General features: G+C 58.0%; 16 protein-coding genes and 4 tRNA genes. 14 read left to right on the forward strand and 6 right to left on the reverse strand.

Annotation, left to right across the window (positions count from 1 at the left end; all coding sequences use genetic code 11):
* Positions 1-180: 180 nt before the first annotated feature.
* Positions 181-1,035, reverse strand: a complete 855-nt coding sequence (gene folD, locus JFT86_RS17160; RefSeq protein WP_201237593.1) for a bifunctional methylenetetrahydrofolate dehydrogenase/methenyltetrahydrofolate cyclohydrolase FolD — start codon at positions 1,033-1,035, stop codon at positions 181-183.
* A gap of 275 nt (positions 1,036-1,310) precedes the next feature.
* Here folD and JFT86_RS17165 point away from each other — a divergent pair.
* From JFT86_RS17165 to JFT86_RS17210, 10 genes are all read left to right on the forward strand, one after another.
* Positions 1,311-1,387, forward strand: a tRNA-Arg gene (locus JFT86_RS17165).
* 32 nt (positions 1,388-1,419) lie between these two features.
* A tRNA-His gene (locus JFT86_RS17170) sits at positions 1,420-1,495 on the forward strand.
* 58 nt (positions 1,496-1,553) lie between these two features.
* Positions 1,554-1,638: transfer RNA gene (locus JFT86_RS17175), tRNA-Leu, on the forward strand.
* Between the two features lie 76 nt (positions 1,639-1,714).
* Positions 1,715-1,790: transfer RNA gene (locus JFT86_RS17180), tRNA-His, on the forward strand.
* A gap of 401 nt (positions 1,791-2,191) precedes the next feature.
* The gene (tig, locus tag JFT86_RS17185) at positions 2,192-3,502 is read left to right on the forward strand and encodes a trigger factor (RefSeq protein ID WP_064389227.1); all 1,311 of its coding nucleotides are present in this window, start codon (positions 2,192-2,194) and stop codon (positions 3,500-3,502) included.
* A gap of 92 nt (positions 3,503-3,594) precedes the next feature.
* Positions 3,595-4,230 (forward strand): ATP-dependent Clp endopeptidase proteolytic subunit ClpP, encoded by a 636-nt coding sequence (gene clpP, locus JFT86_RS17190; protein WP_007951559.1) that lies wholly within the window; start codon positions 3,595-3,597, stop codon positions 4,228-4,230.
* A gap of 112 nt (positions 4,231-4,342) precedes the next feature.
* Entirely contained in the window at positions 4,343-5,626 is a 1,284-nt protein-coding gene (gene clpX / locus JFT86_RS17195; RefSeq protein WP_016775335.1) for an ATP-dependent Clp protease ATP-binding subunit ClpX, read from the forward strand.
* A 163-nt stretch (positions 5,627-5,789) separates the two neighbouring features.
* Positions 5,790-8,186, forward strand: a complete 2,397-nt coding sequence (gene lon / locus JFT86_RS17200) for an endopeptidase La (RefSeq protein ID WP_201237594.1) — start codon at positions 5,790-5,792, stop codon at positions 8,184-8,186.
* Between the two features lie 148 nt (positions 8,187-8,334).
* Entirely contained in the window at positions 8,335-8,607 is a 273-nt protein-coding gene (locus JFT86_RS17205) for an HU family DNA-binding protein (RefSeq protein WP_096822334.1), read from the forward strand.
* A 227-nt stretch (positions 8,608-8,834) separates the two neighbouring features.
* Complete coding sequence (locus JFT86_RS17210) at positions 8,835-10,706, forward strand: SurA N-terminal domain-containing protein (RefSeq protein ID WP_201237595.1); 1,872 nt, start codon at positions 8,835-8,837, stop codon at positions 10,704-10,706.
* 697 nt (positions 10,707-11,403) lie between these two features.
* On the opposite strand, the gene JFT86_RS17215 is transcribed toward JFT86_RS17210, so the two are convergent.
* Positions 11,404-12,606: an MFS transporter gene (locus tag JFT86_RS17215; RefSeq protein WP_201237596.1), complete on the reverse strand. Its 1,203-nt coding sequence runs from the start codon at positions 12,604-12,606 to the stop codon at positions 11,404-11,406.
* A 118-nt stretch (positions 12,607-12,724) separates the two neighbouring features.
* Between JFT86_RS17215 and JFT86_RS17220 the strand changes: the two genes are divergently transcribed.
* Together JFT86_RS17220 and JFT86_RS17225 are read left to right on the forward strand one after the other, a co-directional pair.
* The gene (locus JFT86_RS17220) at positions 12,725-13,624 is read left to right on the forward strand and encodes a LysR family transcriptional regulator (protein ID WP_201237597.1); all 900 of its coding nucleotides are present in this window, start codon (positions 12,725-12,727) and stop codon (positions 13,622-13,624) included.
* 92 nt (positions 13,625-13,716) lie between these two features.
* Positions 13,717-14,556 (forward strand): DUF2242 domain-containing protein, encoded by an 840-nt coding sequence (locus tag JFT86_RS17225; RefSeq protein ID WP_201237598.1) that lies wholly within the window; start codon positions 13,717-13,719, stop codon positions 14,554-14,556.
* Between the two features lie 372 nt (positions 14,557-14,928).
* Here JFT86_RS17225 and JFT86_RS17230 read toward each other — a convergent pair whose 3' ends face one another.
* Both JFT86_RS17230 and JFT86_RS17235 read right to left on the reverse strand, forming a co-directional pair.
* Positions 14,929-15,969 (reverse strand): AraC family transcriptional regulator, encoded by a 1,041-nt coding sequence (locus JFT86_RS17230; protein ID WP_201237599.1) that lies wholly within the window; start codon positions 15,967-15,969, stop codon positions 14,929-14,931.
* A 3-nt stretch (positions 15,970-15,972) separates the two neighbouring features.
* Positions 15,973-17,100: a carbon-nitrogen hydrolase family protein gene (locus JFT86_RS17235; RefSeq protein ID WP_201237600.1), complete on the reverse strand. Its 1,128-nt coding sequence runs from the start codon at positions 17,098-17,100 to the stop codon at positions 15,973-15,975.
* Positions 17,101-17,308: 208 nt separating this feature from the next.
* On the opposite strand from JFT86_RS17235, the gene JFT86_RS17240 reads away from it, so the two are divergent.
* Complete coding sequence (locus JFT86_RS17240; protein ID WP_201237601.1) at positions 17,309-19,348, forward strand: NADPH-dependent 2,4-dienoyl-CoA reductase; 2,040 nt, start codon at positions 17,309-17,311, stop codon at positions 19,346-19,348.
* Between the two features lie 145 nt (positions 19,349-19,493).
* On the forward strand, positions 19,494-20,516 hold the full coding sequence (locus JFT86_RS17245; RefSeq protein ID WP_242489493.1) for a 1-aminocyclopropane-1-carboxylate deaminase: 1,023 nt from the start codon (positions 19,494-19,496) through the stop codon (positions 20,514-20,516).
* 114 nt (positions 20,517-20,630) lie between these two features.
* Here JFT86_RS17245 and JFT86_RS17250 read toward each other — a convergent pair whose 3' ends face one another.
* Entirely contained in the window at positions 20,631-21,179 is a 549-nt protein-coding gene (locus JFT86_RS17250; protein WP_201237602.1) for a cytochrome b, read from the reverse strand.
* A gap of 188 nt (positions 21,180-21,367) precedes the next feature.
* On the reverse strand, positions 21,368-22,195 hold the full coding sequence (gene phnX, locus JFT86_RS17255) for a phosphonoacetaldehyde hydrolase (protein ID WP_201237603.1): 828 nt from the start codon (positions 22,193-22,195) through the stop codon (positions 21,368-21,370).
* Between the last annotated feature and the right edge of the window lie 89 nt (positions 22,196-22,284).

The following is a 22,284-nucleotide window of genomic DNA, read 5'->3' on the forward strand; positions in this document are numbered from 1 at the left end:
TTCTTAAAACCGGCGCATTTTAGGAGTATGGCTGAAGAACTGTCGATGGTTGTTTGGGTGACCTGAAAATCTCGTGAAAAGGCCTGAAAAAAGAGTGGTTTCCGGCGAACGGTTAGTGTTTTTTCTCATGAACAAAAAACCCCGCACGAGGCGGGGTTCTTGTGCAGCTGAAAATACGTCTTAAGCGTGCAGGGTTTCCGCCGCATAAAGGGTATTTTCCAGCAGGCAGGCGCGGGTCATCGGACCGACGCCGCCCGGGACCGGAGTGATCCAGCCGGCGCGAGGCAGAGCGGTTTCGTAGACAACGTCACCGACCAATTTGCCGTCGTCCTGACGGTTGATGCCGACGTCGATGACGATTGCGCCTTCCTTGATCCACTCGCCCTTGACCAGGCCCGGCTTGCCGGCGGCCACAACCACCAGGTCAGCACGGCCGACGTGGCCGGCCAGATCCTTGGTGAAACGGTGGGTCACGGTCACGGTGCAACCGGCCAGCAACAGTTCCATCGCCATCGGGCGACCGACGATGTTGGAAGCGCCGACGACGACTGCGTCCATGCCATATAGATCAGCGCCAGTGCTTTCCAGCAAGGTCATGATGCCTTTAGGCGTGCACGGGCGTAGCAGCGGAATGCGCTGGGCCAGGCGACCGACGTTATAAGGATGGAAGCCGTCGACGTCTTTGTCCGGGCGGATGCGCTCCAGCAGTTTGGAGGCGTCCAGGTGCTCGGGCAGTGGCAGCTGAAGCAGGATGCCGTCGATCGCCGGGTCGTCATTGAGACGATCGATCAGATCGGTCAGCGCCTGCTGAGTGGTTTCAGAGGGCAGGTCGTAGGCTTGAGAGAGGAAGCCGACCTCTTCACAGTCTTTACGCTTGTGCGAGACATAAACCTGAGAGGCAGGATCGCTGCCGACCAGGATCACCGCGAGGCCGGGAGTGCGCAGGCCTTGCTGGCGACGCTCGGCAACTCGTTTGGCGATCTGCTGGCGCAGGCTGGCGGCGATCGATTTGCCGTCGATTAGTTGTGCAGTCATTGCGCGTGATTAACCATCGAGAGGGGAAAAAAAGAGAACGCATTCTCGCATGTCGAGCGGTGAGGGCAAAGGCGCTTGGTCAGCAAATTCCCCTAACTCCTTTAATTAAATGAATTTTTTTCAAAAATGATTTGACGACCTTTGGAGCGCTCTATACTATTCGTCGCACTTGTCGGGCACAGCCTAGCACTGGTTAAGAAGGTGATGCGGAATCAACGTTCTGCAACACTGGAAAGCACTTAGTTTGTAGTCCTTTAAGAGTACAGATTAATAAGGCGCCCGTAGCTCAGCTGGATAGAGCATCCGCCTTCTAAGCGGATGGTCGCAGGTTCGAGTCCTGCCGGGTGCGCCATTAGGCAGCATTGGCACAAGTAGCGCGATATGGTGGGCGTAGCTCAGTTGGTAGAGCACGGGATTGTGACTCCCGTTGTCGTGGGTTCGATCCCCATCGTCCACCCCATATTTCGAAAGGCGCCAGATGTAACAGTCTGGCGCCTTTGCTTTAAAAAGCTTCATCCGCGGATGTGGTGGAATTGGTAGACACACTGGATTTAGGTTCCAGCGCCGCGAGGCGTAAGAGTTCGAGTCTCTTCATCCGCACCAATTAAAGCTTCATCCATGTCTTCGGGCTGGTGAGGTTCAACAAAGAAGTTGTTTGGCTTTTTTGTTACGCAATATGGTGGGCGTAGCTCAGTTGGTAGAGCACGGGATTGTGACTCCCGTTGTCGTGGGTTCGATCCCCATCGTCCACCCCATATTTCGAAAGGCGCCAGATTTAACAGTCTGGCGCCTTTTTTGTTTTAGCGGTTTGGAGACCTGGCGAATGCCGGTTTCGAGTCGCAGGAGCAGGGCGCTTCGTCGTATTTTTGTTGCTCGATGATACTGCGCTGCTCGCCGGGCTTGCTTGCAAGGTCGGTCGTCAGGGATGAATGGCCTTCTCCTCTATATATAGAAGAGGTTGGTGCAGAGCCCTGGCGTGATTGGTTGTATTCGCCTGTGGGGCGCGAAGCATCTTTGCGTCGCCCCCTATAAATTGCCTGCTGTTTTTTTACCCGTTTTCAGTAGGGTGACTTCTTGAGTTTGACCCACTAGAATGCATGCCCTTGATTCTGGGGTCGGAAACGGCCGGCTAACGTCTGTGCAACGAGGAATATCCATGCAAGTTTCTGTTGAAAATACTACTGCTCTTGAGCGCCGCATGAGCGTCACCGTGCCGGCTGAGCGCATTGAGAGCCAGGTCAACAAGCGTCTGCAGCAGACTGCCCAAAAGGCCAAGATTGCTGGCTTCCGTCCAGGCAAAGTGCCAATGAGCGAAATCAAGCGCCGTTTCGGTGCTGATGCTCGTCAGGAAGCTGTTGGCGATGTTATCCAGTCCTCCTTCTACGAAGCAGTGGTTGAGCAAAAGCTGAACCCGGCGGGTTCGCCTTCGATCGAGCCAAAGTCGCTCGAAGCTGGCAAGGATCTGGAATACGTTGCTGTGTTCGAAGTGTTCCCTGAGTTCACCGTTGCCGGCTTCGAAGGCATCACCGTTGAGCGCCTGAGCGCTGACGTGGCTGACGCTGATCTGGACAAGATGCTCGACATCCTGCGCAAGCAGAACACCCGTTTTGAAGTGGCTGATCGCGCTGCCCAGAACGAAGATCAACTGAACATCGATTTCGTTGGCAAGGTTGACGGCGAAGTATTCGCTGGCGGTTCCGCCAAGGGTACTCAGCTGGTGCTGGGTTCCGGCCGCATGATTCCGGGCTTCGAAGAAGGTCTGGTCGGCGCCAAGGCTGGCGAAGAGCGCGTTCTGAACCTGACCTTCCCTGAGGACTATCAGAACCTGGACCTGGCTGGCAAAACTGCCGAGTTCACCGTCACTGTAAACACCGTTTCCGAGCCAAAACTGCCTGAGCTGAACGAAGAATTCTTCGCTCAATTCGGCATCAAGGAAAGCGGCATCGACGGTTTCCGCACCGAAGTTCGCAAGAACATGGAGCGTGAACTGCGTCAGGCGATCAAATCCAAGGTCAAGAATCAGGTAATGGACGGTCTGCTGGCCACCAACCCGATCGAAGTGCCTAAGGCTCTGCTGTCCAACGAAGTTGACCGTCTGCGCGTGCAGGCTGTTCAGCAGTTCGGTGGCAACATCAAGCCTGATCAACTGCCGGCCGAGCTGTTCGAAGAGCAAGCCAAGCGCCGTGTAGTGCTGGGTCTGATCGTGGCTGAAGTGGTCAAGCAGTTCGACCTCAAGCCTGACGAAGCCCGCGTTCGTGAAATGATTCAGGAAATGGCTTCCGCTTATCAGGAGCCAGAGCAGGTTGTGTCCTGGTACTACAAGAACGACCAGCAACTGAACGAAGTCCGTTCGGTTGTGCTGGAAGAACAAGTTGTGGATACTGTTCTGCAGAAAGCTAGCGTGACCGACAAATCGGTCTCTTACGAAGAAGCAGTCAAGCCGGTAGAAGCTCCAAAAGCCGACTGATTGTTTTTGCGTTAAGAAGTGCACACATAAGCCAGCTCTCGAGCTGGCTTATGCGTATTCAAGACATAACTATTTGGGAGTGACTGCAGAGCATGTTCCGTAATTCGTATATTCAGCAGAACTCTGATATCCAGGCCGCAGGCGGTCTGGTCCCGATGGTTGTCGAGCAATCTGCTCGTGGCGAACGCGCCTATGACATCTACTCGCGCCTGCTCAAGGAGCGAGTGATCTTTCTGGTTGGTCCGGTAGAGGACTACATGGCCAACCTGATCTGTGCGCAACTGCTGTTCCTTGAAGCGGAAAACCCGGACAAGGACATCCATCTCTATATCAACTCCCCGGGCGGTTCGGTGACTGCAGGCATGTCGATCTATGACACCATGCAATTCATCAAACCCAACGTATCGACCACCTGCATCGGCCAGGCCTGCAGCATGGGCGCATTCCTGCTGACCGCAGGTGCTCCAGGCAAGCGTTTCTGCCTGCCGAACTCGCGTGTGATGATTCACCAGCCTCTGGGCGGTTTCCAGGGCCAGGCATCGGATATCGAAATCCATGCCAAGGAAATCCTCTTCATTCGCGAGCGTCTGAACACGCTGATGGCCAAACACAGCGGTCGCACTCTGGAAGAAATCGAGCGCGATACCAACCGCGACAACTTCATGAGTGCGGAAGCTGCGAAGGAATACGGCTTGATCGACGAAGTGATCAACCAGCGCCCAGCTTAAAATAAGCAGCTCAAAATAGGCTTGGTCGGCTGGTCTGATCAGCGGCGGGCTTGAAAAAGCCCGCAATAGCCTTCATCTTGTGTTGCAAGCCTATCGGATTTGGATCGAACGAATGACTGACACCCGCAACGGCGAGGACAACGGCAAGCTGCTCTATTGCTCCTTCTGTGGCAAAAGCCAGCATGAAGTGCGCAAATTGATTGCCGGCCCCTCGGTCTTTATCTGCGACGAGTGCGTCGACCTGTGCAATGACATCATCCGCGAGGAGGTGCAGGAAGCTCAGGCCGAAAGCAGCGCGCATAAATTGCCTTCGCCTAAAGAAATCAGCGGCATCCTTGATCAGTATGTGATTGGTCAGGAGCGTGCGAAAAAGGTTCTGGCCGTAGCGGTGTACAACCACTACAAGCGCCTGAATCAGCGTGACAAAAAGGCTGACGACGTCGAACTCGGCAAGAGCAACATCCTGCTGATCGGCCCGACAGGCTCGGGTAAAACCCTGCTGGCGGAAACGCTGGCTCGCTTGCTGAACGTTCCGTTCACCATCGCCGACGCAACCACCCTCACCGAGGCGGGTTATGTTGGTGAAGATGTCGAGAACATCATTCAGAAGCTGCTGCAGAAGTGCGATTACGACGTGGAAAAGGCCCAGATGGGTATTGTCTACATCGACGAAATCGACAAGATTTCCCGCAAGTCCGACAACCCGTCGATCACCCGTGATGTTTCCGGTGAAGGCGTGCAGCAGGCCTTGCTCAAGTTGATCGAAGGCACGGTCGCTTCCGTACCGCCGCAAGGTGGCCGCAAGCATCCGCAGCAGGAATTCCTGCAGGTCGACACCCGTAACATCCTGTTCATCTGCGGTGGTGCGTTCTCGGGTCTCGAGAAGGTCATCCAGAACCGTTCCACCAAAGGTGGCATCGGTTTCAACGCAGAAGTGCGCAGCAAGGAAGAAGGCAAGAAAGTCGGTGAATCCCTGCGTGAAGTCGAGCCTGACGATCTGGTCAAGTTCGGTCTGATCCCTGAGTTCGTCGGTCGTCTGCCGGTCCTCGCGACGCTGGACGAGCTGGATGAGGCTGCGTTGATGCAGATCCTCACCGAGCCGAAAAATGCTCTGACCAAACAGTATGCCAAGCTGTTCGAGATGGAAGGTGTGGATCTGGAATTCCGTTCCGACGCACTGAAATCGGTCGCCAAGCGTGCCCTGGAACGTAAAACCGGTGCTCGTGGCCTGCGCTCGATTCTCGAAGGTGTACTGCTCGACACGATGTACGAAATCCCCTCGCAGTCCGAGGTGAGCAAAGTCGTGATCGACGAGAGTGTGATCGAAGGCAAGTCCAAGCCACTGTATATCTACGAGAACAGTGAGCCGACAGCCAAGGCAGCGCCGGACGCATAAGCGTTCACTCTGCCGGAATAAAGAAGGGGCCTTCGGGCCTCTTTTTTTTTATGTCGTTTTTTACATCCGCTTTGCGCTTGTTTTTTTTCAAGGCAGCCCCCATCTTGGTTTCAAGCTTAATTCCATCTGATTACGGCCATATGGCCGCCGTAGAGGCGAAATCATGAAGACAACCATCGAATTGCCTCTCCTGCCATTGCGTGATGTCGTGGTTTATCCGCACATGGTTATCCCGCTGTTCGTGGGGCGCGAGAAATCCATCGAAGCCCTCGAGGCAGCGATGACGGGCGACAAGCAGATCCTGCTGCTGGCCCAGAGAAACCCGGCTGACGATGATCCCGGTGAAGATGCTCTCTATCGCGTAGGTACCATCGCCACTGTTCTGCAGCTGCTCAAGCTGCCTGACGGCACCGTGAAGGTTCTGGTCGAGGGTGAGCAGCGCGGCACTGTCGAACGCTTCAGCGAAGTCGACGGCCACTGCCGTGCCGAAGTCTCGCTGATCGAAGAAGTCGACGCTGCCGAGCGCGAATCCGAAGTATTCGTGCGCACGCTGCTGTCGCAGTTCGAACAATATGTACAGCTGGGCAAAAAAGTCCCGGCTGAAGTCCTGTCTTCGCTCAACAGCATCGATGAGCCGGGCCGCCTGGTCGACACCATGGCTGCGCATATGGCGTTGAAGATCGAGCAGAAGCAGGAAATCCTCGAAATCATCGATTTGTCGGCCCGGGTCGAGCACGTTCTGGCGTTGCTGGATGCCGAGATCGATCTGCTGCAAGTCGAAAAACGCATTCGTGGTCGCGTCAAAAAGCAAATGGAGCGCAGTCAGCGCGAGTACTACCTGAACGAGCAGATGAAGGCCATTCAGAAAGAACTCGGCGACAGCGACGAAGGCCACAACGAAATCGAAGACCTGAAAAAGCGTATCGACGCTGCCGGTCTGCCGAAAGACGCGTTGACCAAAGCCAATGCCGAACTGAACAAGCTCAAACAAATGTCGCCGATGTCCGCTGAGGCCACCGTGGTGCGCTCGTACATCGACTGGCTGGTGCAGGTGCCGTGGAAGGCGCAGAGCAAGGTTCGCCTGGATCTCGCGCGTGCAGAAGACATTCTCGATGCCGATCACTACGGTCTCGAAGAGGTCAAGGAACGTATCCTTGAATACCTCGCCGTACAAAAGCGCGTGAAGAAAATCCGTGGGCCGGTGTTGTGCCTGGTCGGTCCTCCGGGCGTGGGTAAAACCTCGCTGGCGGAATCGATTGCCCATGCCACCAACCGTAAATTCGTGCGTATGGCCCTGGGTGGCGTACGTGATGAAGCGGAAATTCGTGGCCACCGCCGGACTTACATCGGTTCGATGCCGGGAAGATTGATTCAAAAGATGACAAAGGTGGGTGTGCGCAACCCGCTTTTCCTGCTCGATGAAATCGACAAAATGGGCAGCGACATGCGTGGCGATCCGGCGTCGGCGTTGCTGGAGGTGCTCGATCCCGAGCAAAACCACAACTTCAACGATCACTATCTGGAGGTCGATTACGACCTGTCGGATGTGATGTTCCTGTGCACCTCGAACTCGATGAACATCCCGCCGGCGCTGCTCGACCGCATGGAAGTCATCCGTCTGCCGGGTTACACCGAAGACGAGAAGATCAACATCGCAGTCAAATACCTGTCGCCAAAACAGATCACTGCCAACGGTCTGAAGAAGGGCGAAATCGAATTTGATGAAGAAGCAATCCGCGACATCATTCGTTACTACACCCGCGAAGCAGGTGTGCGTGGCCTCGAACGTCAGATCGCCAAGGTCTGCCGCAAGGCTGTGAAAGAGCACGCGCTGGAAAAACGCTTCTCGGTAAAAGTGACAGCTGACTTGCTGGAGCATTTCCTCGGTGTGCGTAAATTCCGCTACGGTCTGGCTGAGCAACAGGATCAGATCGGTCAGGTGACCGGCCTTGCCTGGACTCAGGTGGGTGGCGAATTGCTGACCATCGAAGCCGCTGTGGTGCCGGGTAAAGGTCAGCTGATCAAAACCGGTTCACTGGGCGATGTGATGGTCGAATCGATCACTGCGGCGCTGACCGTTGTCCGCAGTCGTGCCAAGAGCCTGGGCATTCCCGTGGACTTCCACGAGAAGCGCGACACTCACATCCACATGCCGGAAGGGGCGACGCCGAAAGACGGCCCGAGCGCCGGTGTGGGCATGTGCACGGCGCTGGTGTCGGCATTGACCGGTATCCCGGTGCGCGCCGATGTTGCCATGACGGGTGAAATCACGCTGCGTGGTCAGGTGCTGGCGATTGGTGGTTTGAAAGAAAAACTGCTGGCGGCCCACCGTGGTGGAATCAAGATTGTGATCATTCCGGAAGAGAACGTGCGCGATCTGAAGGAGATTCCTGACAATATCAAGCAGGATCTGCAGATTAAACCGGTTAAATGGATTGACGAGGTCCTGCAAATTGCGCTGCAATACGCGCCGGAGCCCTTGCCGGATGTGGCTCCGGAGATAGTTGCCAAGGATGAAAAACGCGAGTCTGACTCTAAGGAAAGAATTAGCACGCATTAATACGTTTTTGCCTGGGTGGCTTCCTTGACAGCTTTTTAGAGCCCTTGTTATAAAGCGGCTCTTAAGTGTCTGTAGGCCATTCAGCACTCGTTTTTGCTTTCACCAAAAAACTTAGAATCATCTCAAAATAGATATAAGGGGACTTAGAGTGAACAAGTCGGAACTGATTGATGCTATCGCTGCATCCGCTGATATCCCGAAAGCTGCTGCTGGCCGTGCGCTGGACGCTGTAATCGAATCCGTCACTGGCGCTCTCAAGGCTGGCGACTCTGTTGTCCTGGTTGGTTTCGGTACTTTCTCCGTAACTGATCGTCCAGCTCGCGTTGGTCGCAACCCGCAGACCGGCAAGACACTGGAAATCGCTGCTGCCAAGAAGCCAGGTTTCAAAGCCGGTAAAGCACTGAAAGAAGCGGTTAACTAAGTTTCAGGTTTTTACCCATCCGGGTCGGGTCATGCCTGACTTGGCAGCGGAGCGGTAGAGCAGGTCGCTGAAACAGCTTCCTGTAACGCCGGGATCGAGGGTTCGAGCCCTGTCCGCTCCGCCAGTTACGAGAAGGCGCATCCTCGGATGCGCCTTTCTTCTATCCGGATTCTACCCACGCTCCACGGTTGCCTAATTTTTGAAGTTCAACCGTTTCTGGGGGACGCATGCTGCAGAATATCAGGGACAATTCACAAGGCTGGATTGCCAAGACCATTATCGGGGTCATCGTTGCACTGATGGCTCTGACCGGTTTCGACGCCATTTTCAAGGCCACGACGCACTCTAACGAAGCGGCCAAGGTCAACGGTGAAGAAATCAGCCAGAACGAACTGAGCCAGGCCGTTGATATGCAACGCCGTCAGTTGATGCAACAGCTGGGCAAGGACTTCGATGCTTCTTTGCTCGACGAAAAAATGCTTCGCGAATCGGCGCTCAAGGGCCTGATCGATCGCAAGTTGCTGCTGCAAGGCGCCGAACAATCGAAATTCGCTTTCTCCGAAGCCGCGCTTGATCAGGTGATCCTGCAGACGCCTGAGTTCCAGGTGGATGGCAAGTTCAGCTCTGACCGTTTCGACCAGGTGATTCGTCAGCTGGGCTACAGCCGTATGCAGTTCCGCCAGATGCTGGCTCAGGAAATGCTGATCGGCCAACTGCGCGCCGGTGTGGCGGGCAGCGGTTTTGTCACCGATGCTGAGGTGCTGGCATTCGCCCGTCTGGAAAAACAGACCCGCGATTTCGCGACGCTGAACATCAAGGCCGATCCAGCCGCGGTGAAGCTGACCGACGATGAGGTCAAGGCTTACTACGACGAGCACGCCAAGGAATTCATGACCCCGGATCAAGTGGTCATCGATTACCTGGAGCTGAAAAAGGCTTCGTTCTTCGATCAGGTCACCGTGAAAGACGAAGACCTGCAAGCGGCGTATCAGAAAGAGATCGCCAATCTGTCGGAACAGCGTCGTGCCGCGCACATTCTGATCGAAGTGAACGACAAGACCACCGAAGCGCAGGCCAAGGCGAAGATCGAAGAAGTCCAGGCGCGTCTGGCCAAGGGCGAGAAATTCGAAGCGCTGGCCAAAGAGTTCTCGCAGGATCCGGGTTCGGCCAACAATGGTGGTGATCTGGGTTACGCAGGCCCTGGTGTTTACGATCCAGCTTTCGAAAAAGCCCTTTACTCGCTGGCTAAAGACCAGGTGTCCGAGCCGGTGCGCACCGACTTCGGTTATCACCTGATCAAGCTGCTGGGTGTTGAAGCTCCAGAAGTGCCAACCCTGGCCAGCCTGAAAGACAAACTGACCCGTGAGCTGAAAGCAGCGCAGGTCGAGCAGCGTTTCGTCGAGGCGACCAAGCAACTGGAAGACTCTGCGTTCGAAGCTTCCGACCTGGCTCAGCCAGCGGCGGATCTGAAGCTGACCGTGCACACCTCCAAGCCGTTCGGCCGTGAAGGTGGTGAAGGTGTTGCGGCGAACCGTGCCGTGGTCACTGCCGCATTCAGCACTGAAGTGATTGATGAAGGTGCCAACAGCACCGCCATCGAGCTGGATCCGGAAACCGTGATCGTGCTTCGCTCCAAGGAGCATCTGAAGCCTGCGCAACTGCCTCTGGAAAGCGTAAGTGCGGCGATTCGCACCCAGCTGACCAAAGAGCACGCCAGCGCTGCTGCCAAGACCAAGGCTGAGAAGCTGATCGCTGATCTGCGTGAAGGCAAGGCCCCGCTGGACAAGGCTGTTGATGGTCAGAACTGGAAAGCCACCGAAGCGGCCACTCGTGGTCAGGAAGGGGTTGATCCGGCGGTACTGCAAGCGCTGTTCCGCATGCCGAAGCCGGCTGCCAAGGACAAGCCGACGTTCAGCAGTGTGACTCTGCCGGATGGCAGCCTGATGATCGTGCGCCTGAATGGCGTCAACGAAGCGGCTGCGCCGACTGATGAAGAGAAGGCTCAGTACCGTCGCTTCCTGGCGTCGCGTGAAGGTCAGCAGGACTTTGCGGCGTATCGTAAGCAGTTGGAGAGTCAGGCTGACATCAAGAAGTTCTGATGTTTGACTGAGGTTTGATAAGGGAGCCCTGGCCGATTGGTCGGGGCTTTTTTTATTGAGGCGGTTGATTGTTGGTGGATCCGTTGCTGCGGTAACGGCTTCTTAGGGTTTCGCCCTGACGGCGAGTCACCTTTTCCAAACGCCGAAAAGGTAACCGAAAAGGCTATACCCTGACGTTCGGCCCTCGCTGGGGCTCGGGTTCCTTCGCTCCGGGATTGATCCGGGCGCATCGCCTCCGGTTTGCTGCGCTGCACCTCCTCTCGATGCATTCGACTTCGTCGAACGGTCGCTGCGCTCCCACCCCCGGATCAATCCCTCCACTCAGCCTGCCGACGGGCCTTCTAGATCAAGAGCGGTACTCGAGCTAACGCTCATTGTGTTGAGTGGGGCGGCATGCGCCGCGTTTTGGGGTGAACTCTTTTTTTTGTGGTAGCGATGGCGGCTTGGCAGCCGACCTGTTTCTGCCGGTTGTACTCGACCCCTGTGGGAGCTGGCTTGCCAGCGATGGCGGCCTTACAGCCAACCAAGCTCTGGCAGGTGTACCCATTCCCTGTAGGAGTTGCCGCAGGCTGCGATCTTTTGACTTTGACGTTGTGAAGGTCAAAAGATCGCAGCCTGCGGCAGCTCCTACATAGGGCATCTCGCCATCGCCGGGTGATATCCGGTCAGGTATTGAGAGGTATTGCACCAATTAGGATTATCCCGCTCGTGGAAATCCATGGTGTCGGGCATTGATAGCCGCATATAAGGTCGTGAGCAGCAGCGCCGCAACTATCCATGGAAAGTGCCCGACCCCAACGCTGTCCAGCAGCAGGCCTCCTGCCAGTCCACCTCCGGCAATGCCGACATTCCAGAGTGTGACCAGCATTGACTGTGCAGTGTCGGCGGCGTCTTTCGCGGTCTTCGCGGATGCTGTTTGCAGCAGCGAGGGCATGGCGCCGAATGCCAGTCCCCACACGGCTGTGGCGATGTAGACCACGCTTGGCGATTCGCGCCAGATGCCCAGGGCAATGGCTGCAACCATGAAGAGTATTGCGCTGATCAGTACCAGTTCGCGCAGCCAGCGGTCGATCAGGCTGCCGACGATCCACAGGCTCAGCACGGATGCCACGCCGAACACCAGTAACACCCGGTCAATTTCCCCACCCAACCCCGATGGTTGCAGGAACGGTGCGATGTAGGTGTACAGAAGATTGTGTGCGACCACGTAGGACAGGGTTACGAACAGCACCGATCGTACGCCGGGCAGGGTAAACACCTGACGCAGCGGCAGCTGTTTGCCGGCTCGCTCGCCCGGGAAGTCTGGCACTTGCCAACGTACCCAGATCACCAGCAGCACGGTCAATGCACTCATGATGGCGAAGCTCAGGCGCCAGCCAATCAGGGTGCCGAGCAGGGTGCCGGCGGGAATTCCGAGTGACAGCGCAAGCGGTGCGCCAAGCATGGCCACGGTGATTGCGCGGCCTTGCAGGTGCGGGGCGACCATTCGGCTCGCGTAGCCGGCGAGCAAGGCCCAGAGCAGGCCGGCAAATACGCCGGCGATGAACCGTGCAGTCAGGGTCAACCAGTACAGTTCCGACACGGCGGTAATGCTGTTGGCGATGGCAAAGCCACCGATGGCGGACAACAGCAGTGGTCGGCGGCGCCAGCTGCGAGTGGCGATGGTCAGCGGAATGGCGGCGACGATCGAGCCGATGGCGTAGAGGGTGACCAGTTGCCCGATCAGCGCTTGAGAGACATTCAGGCCGCTGCTCATCTGTGGCAACAGGCCGGCCGGCATGGCTTCGGTCATCACCGTTATGAAGCCGGCGGTTGCCAGTGCCAGTAACGCGACGAGGGGTAAGCGTTCAGTTGCGGGTGGATTATCGAGCGTGGTGCAGGTGAGTGGTGTGTCGGTCATGAGCCAGCATCCCTGTGCAGAGTTGACGAGGGACACAGGGTAGAGCGCTGCGCATTGGCGAAAAACGGGTTATGGTTCCGAACATATCGGACACGAATGTCTTCAATGGAAAGTTGGTATGGATAGCCTGGGCAGTATTTCGGTGTTTGTTCAGGTTGCCGAAACGCGCAGTTTCACCGAGGCCGGCAGGTTGCAAGGGGTGTCGTCCTCAGCGGTGGGTAAAAGCATTGCGCGACTTGAGGCGCGGCTGGGCGTGCGGCTGTTTCATCGCACCACGCGCAGCATCACCCTGACCAGTGAAGGTGCGCTGTTTCTCGAGCGTTGCCGCAAGATCCTCGCGGAGGTCGAGGCAGCGGAATTCGAACTGTGCGATGCCGCTGCGCAGCCTCATGGCAAGTTGCGGATCAGCCTGCCGCAGGTGCATGGGTTGGTGATGCCGGTCATGAATGAATTCATGACGCGGTATCCGCAGATTGAGCTGGATCTGGACCTGACTGATCGCATGGTCGACGTGGTGGAGGAGGGTTTTGATGCCGTCATCCGCACCGGCCAACCACGGGATTCGCGGCTGATGGCACGACCGTTGGGCGAGTTTCATATGGTGTTGGTGGCCAGTCCGGCTTATTTGCAGCAACGCGGCGTACCACAAACCCCCGCCGATCTGGCAGCTCACGCGTGTTTACGTCACACCTTCCACGCCACCGGCAAACTGGAAACGTGGCCCTTGCGTAGAGAACCCTTTGCGGCAGAGCCTATATTGCCGGCGCGGATGGTCAGCACTTCCATTGAGGCCGTTGCCCACGCGACATTGGCCGGTATGGGCATTGCCTGCCTGCCGGACTTCATGACCCATGAAGCGGTCACGCAGGGACGCTTGCAGCGGGTGTTGGAGTCGTATCTGGAGCACACCGGGCAGTTTTGGGTGTTGTGGCCGTCGAGTCGACATGCCACCGCCAAATTGCGGGTTTTCATCGATCATTTATCAATGCGACTTTTTCCCGACGCAGAAGGTCGATAGAGTTGTAACCGTTTTAAGACACTAATCCATACGCCGCGGGGTCACGTTCTGTTGCACAATACGCCCCGGACTGTTTTCCCTCAGGATGTTCAATGTTGATTTCCACTCCCATGCGTGTTGTCGGGTTGGCGCTGTTGTTGACCGCTGTTGCCGGCTGTTCGAAAGACAAGCCGATGTATGAGCATGAAAACTTCGATGACTCCGGTACGTTCTCGCGCAATTATCCGGTGACCGACACCGCCAGTTGCGAAGCGGCACGACGGGCGTTGCTCAGCCAAGGCTACATCATCACCAGCAGTGATCCGAAACTGGTCAGCGGGCACAAGAGCTTTCAGCAGACCGGCGAAACTCACCTGGAAATCAGTTTCAACGTGGTCTGTGCCGAGGACGCCAGCGGTAAGCACCACGCCACGGTGTTCGCCAACGCCCTGCAGGATCGCTACGCACTGAAGAAAACCAACAATTCCGCCAGTCTCGGCGTTGGTGTATTGGGCTCGGTGTCGATGCCGATCGGCTCCTCGGACGATTCGATGGTCAAGGTCGCCAGCGAAACGGTGACGGCGCAGAAGTTCTACGAGCGCTTCTTTACCTTGGTCGAGCAGTTCCTGCCGGCAGAGACGAAGAAAGCGGCACACATCGAAGAGAAGCCGAAGACCGACCTGGGTGTACCTGAGCCGAAAGTCGCTCCGACGCCTCTGGCTCCAGCGGCAGAACCTGCTCCCGCACCGGCAAGCCCGGCTGTGACCGCACCAGCGCCCGCCGAGACCGCCCCGGTAAGTTCGGAGCCGGTTCCGCCGCCAGTGGAAGCTGCGCCGATCACCCCGGCACCCAGCGCAGAACCTGCACCGACCACCGAAACCATCACGCCACCGGCCAATCCGACGGACATCCCACCACCGTCCGAGCCGATCCCGGCGTTGCCCGGTCACTAATCCCGGCTTGAACCTGGAGCTGCCAAAGGCTGCGATCTTTTTGATCCTGATCTCAAGCAAGATCAAAAGATCGCAGCCTGCGGCAGCTCCTATAAAGGCAAATCTCGTTACATTCCCCTGACAAAAATCCCGCGATAAATTCCTGACCGCCTGCTACGTTTTATCCATGAAGGGCACGTTTCACTTTTCCTTCATACGGGCACGATATGCTCGGGACACAAACAAAGAGAGCAGTAGGGGATTACACGATGGACGACTATCAAGAAGAACTGCTCGAATACCAGGCCTTTGAGCTGGATCCGCCAGAGCCTGCGGAAGATGCCACCGAGCTTTGATCTTTGGCTTGCAGCTAGCCGCTTGTAACTCGCAGCTTCACGCTGTTTTGCGATGACTGCGGCGGAATTCGCCAGGCGTCTGGCCGCTCCAGCGCTTGAATGCTCGCTGGAATGCTTCGGCTGAAGCAAATCCCAGCAGGTAAGCGATCTCGCCGAACGCCAGTTCGGTGTCGCGGATGTAGGTCATCGCCAGATCACGGCGAGTGTCATTGAGGATCGCGCGAAACTGCGTGCCTTCCTCGGCCAGTTTGCGTCGCAAGGTCCAGGTCGGCAGCTTCAGGCGCGCGGCCACTTCCTCCAGATCCGGTTCCCGCCCACCATTGAGCAACGGCCCGAGCAATTGCGTGATGCGTTCGCGCAGGCTGCGGGTGCGGGTCAGTTGTTCCAGTTCCCGTTCACACAGTTGCAGCAAGTGCCGCCAGGTGCTTGGGCAGTGCTCGGGGTTGCGCTGGGCGAGGCTGCTCAGGCTCAGGCGCAATTGGTTGCGTTCGGCGCCGAACTGAATCGGGCTATCTCCCAGGGTTGCATAGGCATCGCGATAATCCGGTTCGTCGAATTCGATCTCGATGCGCTCGGCTCGCAGCGGTTCGCGGCAGACGCTGGATAACTGCTGCAGCCAGCCGGCGATGATCGAATCCACCACAAAGCGGTTGTAGGCGTTGTACGGGCTGATCGAATAGAAGCGCAACCACGCACCGTTGGCGTCTTCGTGGAAACTCGACTGGCCACGATAGTTGGAGCCGTACAACGGCTCGAAGCGAATCAGGCAACGGGCCGCTTCACGTACGGTCGGCGCCTGCGCGGCGGTCACACCGGCCAATCCCGCCTGGCTCAGGCGACTGAGCTGGCCCATGCGCAGGCCCAATGCCGGATCGTCCGTCAGTTGAATCGCGCTATGGCCCAAACGCATATAACGCGGAATCGATAGCCGTGCCCCGGCCTCGGCCATACGAGCGGCGTCCAGACCGTATTGCTCAAGCAGCGGTTGGGGATCGGCGCCATGACTGCGCACAGCATCGGCGAGGCTATGAACGAAACCCACCGACAGATCCCCAAGGCGCATCGGTAGCGGCTTCATCGTTTACAACCAGATATTCAGCAAACGGGCGCCACGGGCTTCGCCATCGGTGAACTGCTGACCGTTGCTGCTGAGGAAACTTTGGCCCGAGCTCGATATGTCCCAGAACTGCCCGCGCAGAAACACACTCATACCGGCAATGGCGCGGCTGCTCGGCGGTTGCGCGATGAGGGTCAGGCGATGCCATGCCTGACCTTCACTGACCTCGCCGGGTTTGAGGCTGACTGAACTCGGCGTGCTCGACCCCTTATAGCCACGCCACGGCTTGTCCCATGTGCCATGCCCGAACACCTGTGCCGGCACCGCAACCAGTTGCGCACCTTGTTCGTCGAGTTTGCGGTAGTTGTCCGGATACCAGCTGTCGCTGCCGATCAGCACGCCGAGACGCCCGGCCGGGGTGTCGACAACGTTGATCGTCTGCTCACTGGCCTGAATGACCTCGCGCTGATCAAAGACCGGATGCATCTGCCGTTGCGGCTGGCCGAGCGGCACACCGTCGCGACCAAACACCACGCTGCTGTTGAACAGTGCGCCGCTGCCGGGTTTGAGCTGGCCGTCGCGAATGCTCGGCTCGGGCAAGACGATGGAGCCTGCGACCAGCGTCACATGGAATTCCTTGGCCAGACCACCGAACAAGGCCTGGTAATCCTTGGCCATCGACCTGGACTTCATGCGCAGGTGTGCGTCATCCAGGCGGTCGTTGCCCTTGGCGCTGAGCCAGGCGCGGGCGAACAGCAGTGGATTGCTCGCCGCCAGCCAGTTCATCGCTTCGGCGACGGTCGGGGCCTGATACAGCTCGTCTTTCTCGCCGCTGATCATCAGCCAGGTGCCGACGTGCTCTGGCAACACCACCACGGTCTTGTCATTCAACAAGCCCTGATCCTGCGCTTGCTGCAAATAGGCCGCGAGTTTGCGATGCAGGCGCTCGGGGCTCTGGTAATCGGTAGGGAACAGTTCCGGCTGAATGCCCAGCAGATTGCCACGATCACGCGGCGTGCCTTGGTCAACCGCCAGTTTGATGCGCAAGTCCGACAGGTAATGGCCCAGGGGCCGGTCCGCCGCCCACATGGCGTAGGTGGTCAGGGCGGCGACAATGGCCATGGAAAAAAACAGGTACAAAAGTTTGCGCATGAAAACCAACAACAGCCGGGTACAGGGTGTGGCGACTAGGGTAGGGCCCATGGCGTTGGTTGCCAAGGGGCGCTGCGCATTTTGATCATTAAGTTGTCAGTTACGGTCATTGAGTGACAGCGATGCGACTCTTAGTCTGTCGAACATGACTGACGGGGGACGCAGAGCTCCCGCAATTTTTCCGTGATCGCTCGTTGTGGAGTTACCGATGACCGCCCCCCATTACCCGCACCTGTTGGCCCCGCTGGACCTGGGATTCACCACGTTGCGCAACCGCACCCTGATGGGCTCGATGCACACCGGTCTGGAAGAAAAGCCGGGTGGTTTCGAACGCATGGCGGCGTACTTCGCTGAACGTGCCCGTGGCGGTGTCGGCCTGATGGTCACCGGCGGTATTGGCCCCAACGACGAGGGCGGCGTGTACTCCGGTGCGGCCAAACTGACCACCGAGGAAGAAGCGCTCAAGCACCGCATCGTCACTCGCGCGGTGCACGAGGCGGGCGGCAAGATCTGCATGCAGATCCTTCACGCCGGGCGTTATGCCTACAGCCCGAAACAGGTTGCGCCAAGTGCAATTCAGGCGCCGATCAACCCGTTCAAGCCAAAAGAGCTGGACGAAGAAGGCATCGAGAAGCAGATCAGTGATTTCGTCACCTGCTCGGTGCTGGCGCAGACCGCCGAGTACGACGGCGTCGAGATCATGGGCTCGGAAGGTTATTTCATTAACCAGTTCCTCGCCGCGCACACCAACCACCGCACCGACCGCTGGGGCGGCAGCTACGAAAACCGTATGCGCCTGCCGGTGGAAATCGTTCGTCGTGTCCGCGAGGCCGTCGGCCCGAATTTCATCATCATCTTCCGTCTGTCGATGCTCGATCTGGTCGAGGGCGGCAGCACTTGGGAAGAGATTGTCACCCTGGCCAAAGCCATCGAGCAGGCCGGCGCGACCATCATCAACACCGGTATCGGCTGGCACGAAGCGCGGATCCCGACCATCGCCACCAAAGTGCCGCGCGCAGCATTCAGCAAGGTCACGGCCAAGCTACGTGGTTCGGTGAGCATTCCGCTGATCACCACCAATCGCATCAACACCCCGGAGATCGCCGAGCAGATTCTTGCTGAAGGCGATGCCGACATGGTTTCGATGGCGCGACCGTTTCTGGCCGACCCGGACTTCGTCAACAAGGCTGCCGAAGGCCGTGCCGACGAAATCAACACCTGCATCGGTTGCAACCAGGCGTGCCTCGACCACACCTTCGGCGGCAAGCTGACCAGTTGCCTGGTCAACCCGCGTGCCTGCCACGAAACCGAGCTTAACTATTTGCCGGTGCAGCAAATCAAGAAAATCGCCGTGGTCGGTGCCGGCCCTGCCGGGTTGTCCGCCGCCACCGTGGCGGCCGAGCGTGGTCATCAGGTGACCTTGTTCGATTCGGCCAGCGAAATCGGCGGCCAGTTCAACATCGCCAAGCGTGTGCCGGGCAAGGAAGAGTTTTTCGAAACCCTGCGTTACTTCAAGCGCAAGTTGCAGACCACCCACGTCGAGGTGTGCCTGAACACCCGTGTCGACGTGGCGAAACTGGTGGAAGGCGGGTACGACGAGATCATCCTTGCCACTGGCATCGCACCGCGTGTGCCGGCCATTCCGGGCGTCGAGAATGCCAAGGTCTTGAGCTATCTCGACGTGATTCTTGAGCGAAAACCGGTCGGCAAGCGTGTCGCGGTGATTGGCGCTGGTGGTATCGGTTTCGATGTGTCGGAATTCCTCGTCCATCAAGGTGTGGCGACCAGCCAGGACCGCGCCGCGTTCTGGAAAGAGTGGGGCATCGACACCCACCTCGAGGCACGAGGCGGCGTGGCCGGGATCAAACCCGCACCGCATGCACCGGCCCGCGAGGTGTTCCTGTTGCAGCGCAAGAAAACCAAGGTCGGCGACGGTCTGGGCAAGACCACCGGCTGGATTCATCGCACCGGTCTGAAGAACAAGCAGGTGCAGATGCTCAACAGCGTCGAATACCTGAACATTGACGACGAAGGCCTGCACATCCGCATCGGTGAAAACGGCGAGCCGCAGGTGTTGGCAGTGGACAATATCGTGATCTGCGCGGGTCAGGATCCGTTGCGTGAGCTGCATGACGGGCTGGTTGCGGCCGGGCAGAACGTGCACCTGATTGGCGGTGCGGATGTGGCGGTGGAGCTGGATGCCAAACGCGCGATCAACCAGGGCTCGCGTCTCGCAGCCGAACTTTGATTTCGCAGGCCTAGCGTGCCAATGGCTATCGCGAGCAGGCTCACTCCTACAGGTGGACGCATTTCAAATGTAGGAGTGAGCCTGCTCGCGATGGCTGCTTATAAGCGACTAGAATGCTGGCTCTGTCCAGATCGAATCGACGCTCATGTTTTTGCCTCCCTCCGATTGGCTACCCCAAGCCCCTCTCGAATTACTCTCGCTCGACTGGCTCGCCGCCGCCAATGTTGAAGTGGCGATCCTGCGCCTGGATCAGGTCGATCCACTGATCAGCGGCAACAAGTGGTTCAAACTCACCGAGCACCTCAAAGCCGCCGAACGGGTCGGCGCCGAAGGCATCATCAGCCTCGGCGGCGCGCATTCCAATCATCTGCATGCATTGGCCGCGGCGGGCAAGCGTCTGGGCTTTCAAACCGTCGGGCTGTTGCGTGGGCATGCGCAGGAAACGTCGACGGTAAGGGATTTACAGGCGTTCGGTATGCAGTTGCATTGGCTGGGTTACGCCGGTTATCGGGCGCGGCATGAGCCGGGGTTCTGGGAACCGTGGCAGGCGCACTATCCGACGCTGTATGCGGTGCCGGAGGGCGGCGGTGGACTGCCCGGGGCATTGGGCTGCGCAACGCTGAAGGTTCAGGTGGATGCGCAATTGACGAATCTCGGCTGGAGCGATTACCACGGTTGGTGGCTGGCCTGTGGCACCGGCACCACTTTGGCGGGGCTGGTGCTGGCCGAGGCCGATGAACATCCGGTGTATGGCGCGCTGGCGGTGCCGGAGGATCATGGAGTGGCGCCGCAGGTTGAGGCAATCCTCCTGGAAGCAGGGATGGCCAATGCAGGGTATGAATTGATCGATGCCAGTCGTGGTGGTTTTGCCAAGGTCGATGCCGGGTTGCTTGAATTTATCGACCGTAGCGAGCAGGCGAGCGGTGTGCCGCTGGAACCGCTTTATACCGGCAAGGCGTTGCTGGCGCTAAAGAGCCACGTCGAGGCGGGCGGATTTGCCAGCGGCACGCGGCTGATCTTCGTGCATACCGGCGGATTGCAGGGGCGACGGGGGGGTCAACCGCGTCCCCTGATTGCAGCGTATCTCTGTCATGAGGAGATTCATTGTGGCGAGGGGATTTATCCCCGTTGGGCTGCGAAGCGGCCCCAAAACCTCGATACGCGGTGAATCAGGTTGATTAGTGGTGGCTGAACTGGGGGCCGCTGCGCAGCCCATCGGGGCGGTGCGACGTTTCGCTAAATCCCCTCACCACAGGGAATTCAGCGTGCTCCCAAAAGCGGTTTAGCCGCGCTTGGGCATCATCCGCAACAAGGTGTTATCGCCCACCACATAGTGGTGATAAAGCCCCGCCAGTGCATGCAGCCCGATCAGCCAGTAACCGATGGTGCCGATCAGTACGTGCCAGTGCTCGACCTGCTTGGCGAACGCTTTGTCCTCATTCACCAGCAGCGGCAGATCAAACCCGTAGAACATCACCTGATGGCCTTCGGCGCTGGTAATCAACCAGCCGAGAATCGGCATGCTGATCATGAACAGGTACAGCGCCCAGTGCATCAGCCGCGCCAGTACGGTTTGCCACTGCGGCGAGGCGGGGAATATTTTCGGTGCAGGGCCGAGGCTGCGCGCGAGCAGGCGAAACCACACCAGCACGAACACGGTCAGGCCGAGCATGTAATGCACTTCGCGGATCAGCGTGCGGCCGCCGCTGCCTTTGGGAAACAGGCCACGCAATTCCATGCTGGCGTACACCAGCACCAACAACACCAGCATCAGCCAGTGCAGCAGGACCGACACGGTGCTGTAGCGAGATTCGGAACTTGTCCACGGCATACGGTGTTTCCTCACAGATCAGGTCGAAACGTACCGTTCTTGAGCGACGGTATGCTTTAACTGTAATCCGCTTTGGCCGATTTGCCCGAGTCTAAAAACTCTTTCACTGCGCGAAATCAGTGGTTTGCCCAAAAAAAACGCCAGTGTCGTGCAGACACTGGCGTTTTTGTTTGCCGCAGGCCGCGCAATCAGCTGCTTTGCGGCATCTCACCTTTGGCCAGACGCTTGTTGATGTCGGCGATCACTTCCGGCAAGTCAGTGATGGTGTCGATCATGTAGTGCGGGCGCGAACCCTCGAACAAGGCGTGGATACGCTTGCGTTCACTGGCCAGTTCATCGCTGCCCAGCGCGCGGAAACCGGCGTAATCAAGGCCCAGCGCGTTGCCGGAGCAGATCAGTGCCACCGTCCACATGCCGGCGCGACGGCCTTCAAGGATACCCGGCTCGGTGTCGTCGATCTTCACGCAAGCCGCCACGTCATCGATGCCCAGGGCAATCACGTTGGCCAGTGCCTGAGCCGGCCATGGGCGACCGTTGGGTACTTCGTCAGTGGCCACAACGTGGTCGGCGACGTAGCCGTTGGTGGCGGCCAGTTCGACGACTTTGTCCATGACCGGTTTCGGGTAGCCGGAGCAGGAACCGATCTTGATGCCCTGTTGGCGCAGGTTGGCAATGGTCTCCAGCGCGCCGGGAATCAGCGCCGAATGCTCGGCGATCTTCTCGATTTGCAGGGGCATGAAGCGGTTGTAGATCGCGGTGACGTCATCGTCGGTCGGCGTGCGGCCGAACACCTTGCGATAACGCTCGGCCACTTGTGGCTGATCGCACAGGGTGCGGATGTGATCCCACTTGCCCATACCCATCGGCCCGCGGGCTTCTTCGATGGAGACTTGCACGTCGAACTCGGCAAAGGCTTCGACAAAAATCTGCGTCGGCGCGAACGAGCCGAAATCGACTACGGTGCCGGCCCAGTCGAGGATCGCGGCTTGCAGCTTGGTTGGGTTGTTATAGTTCATGGCAAAAATTCCTCAGTTGAAATGCGGTTCAATGTAGGAGTGAGCCTGCTCGCGATAGCGGTTGGTCATTCAATATCTTGGTCGACTGA

The sequence above is a fragment of the Pseudomonas sp. TH06 genome (assembly GCF_016651305.1).
Lineage (GTDB): Bacteria > Pseudomonadota > Gammaproteobacteria > Pseudomonadales > Pseudomonadaceae > Aquipseudomonas.

Coding starts and splice junctions, on each gene's coding strand:
- JFT86_RS17220 (WP_201237597.1), top strand. CDS start 12,725: ATGGATAGCCTGGGCAGTATTTCGGTGTTTGTTCAGGTTGCCGAAACG.
- folD (WP_201237593.1), bottom strand. CDS start 1,035: ATGACTGCACAACTAATCGACGGCAAATCGATCGCCGCCAGCCTGCGC.
- JFT86_RS17250 (WP_201237602.1), bottom strand. CDS start 21,179: ATGCCGTGGACAAGTTCCGAATCTCGCTACAGCACCGTGTCGGTCCTG.
- JFT86_RS17230 (WP_201237599.1), bottom strand. CDS start 15,969: ATGAAGCCGCTACCGATGCGCCTTGGGGATCTGTCGGTGGGTTTCGTT.
- JFT86_RS17225 (WP_201237598.1), top strand. CDS start 13,717: ATGTTGATTTCCACTCCCATGCGTGTTGTCGGGTTGGCGCTGTTGTTG.
- JFT86_RS17235 (WP_201237600.1), bottom strand. CDS start 17,100: ATGCGCAAACTTTTGTACCTGTTTTTTTCCATGGCCATTGTCGCCGCC.
- clpP (WP_007951559.1), top strand. CDS start 3,595: ATGTTCCGTAATTCGTATATTCAGCAGAACTCTGATATCCAGGCCGCA.
- lon (WP_201237594.1), top strand. CDS start 5,790: ATGAAGACAACCATCGAATTGCCTCTCCTGCCATTGCGTGATGTCGTG.
- JFT86_RS17240 (WP_201237601.1), top strand. CDS start 17,309: ATGACCGCCCCCCATTACCCGCACCTGTTGGCCCCGCTGGACCTGGGA.
- clpX (WP_016775335.1), top strand. CDS start 4,343: ATGACTGACACCCGCAACGGCGAGGACAACGGCAAGCTGCTCTATTGC.
- tig (WP_064389227.1), top strand. CDS start 2,192: ATGCAAGTTTCTGTTGAAAATACTACTGCTCTTGAGCGCCGCATGAGC.
- phnX (WP_201237603.1), bottom strand. CDS start 22,195: ATGAACTATAACAACCCAACCAAGCTGCAAGCCGCGATCCTCGACTGG.
- JFT86_RS17210 (WP_201237595.1), top strand. CDS start 8,835: ATGCTGCAGAATATCAGGGACAATTCACAAGGCTGGATTGCCAAGACC.
- JFT86_RS17245 (WP_242489493.1), top strand. CDS start 19,494: ATGTTTTTGCCTCCCTCCGATTGGCTACCCCAAGCCCCTCTCGAATTA.
- JFT86_RS17215 (WP_201237596.1), bottom strand. CDS start 12,606: ATGACCGACACACCACTCACCTGCACCACGCTCGATAATCCACCCGCA.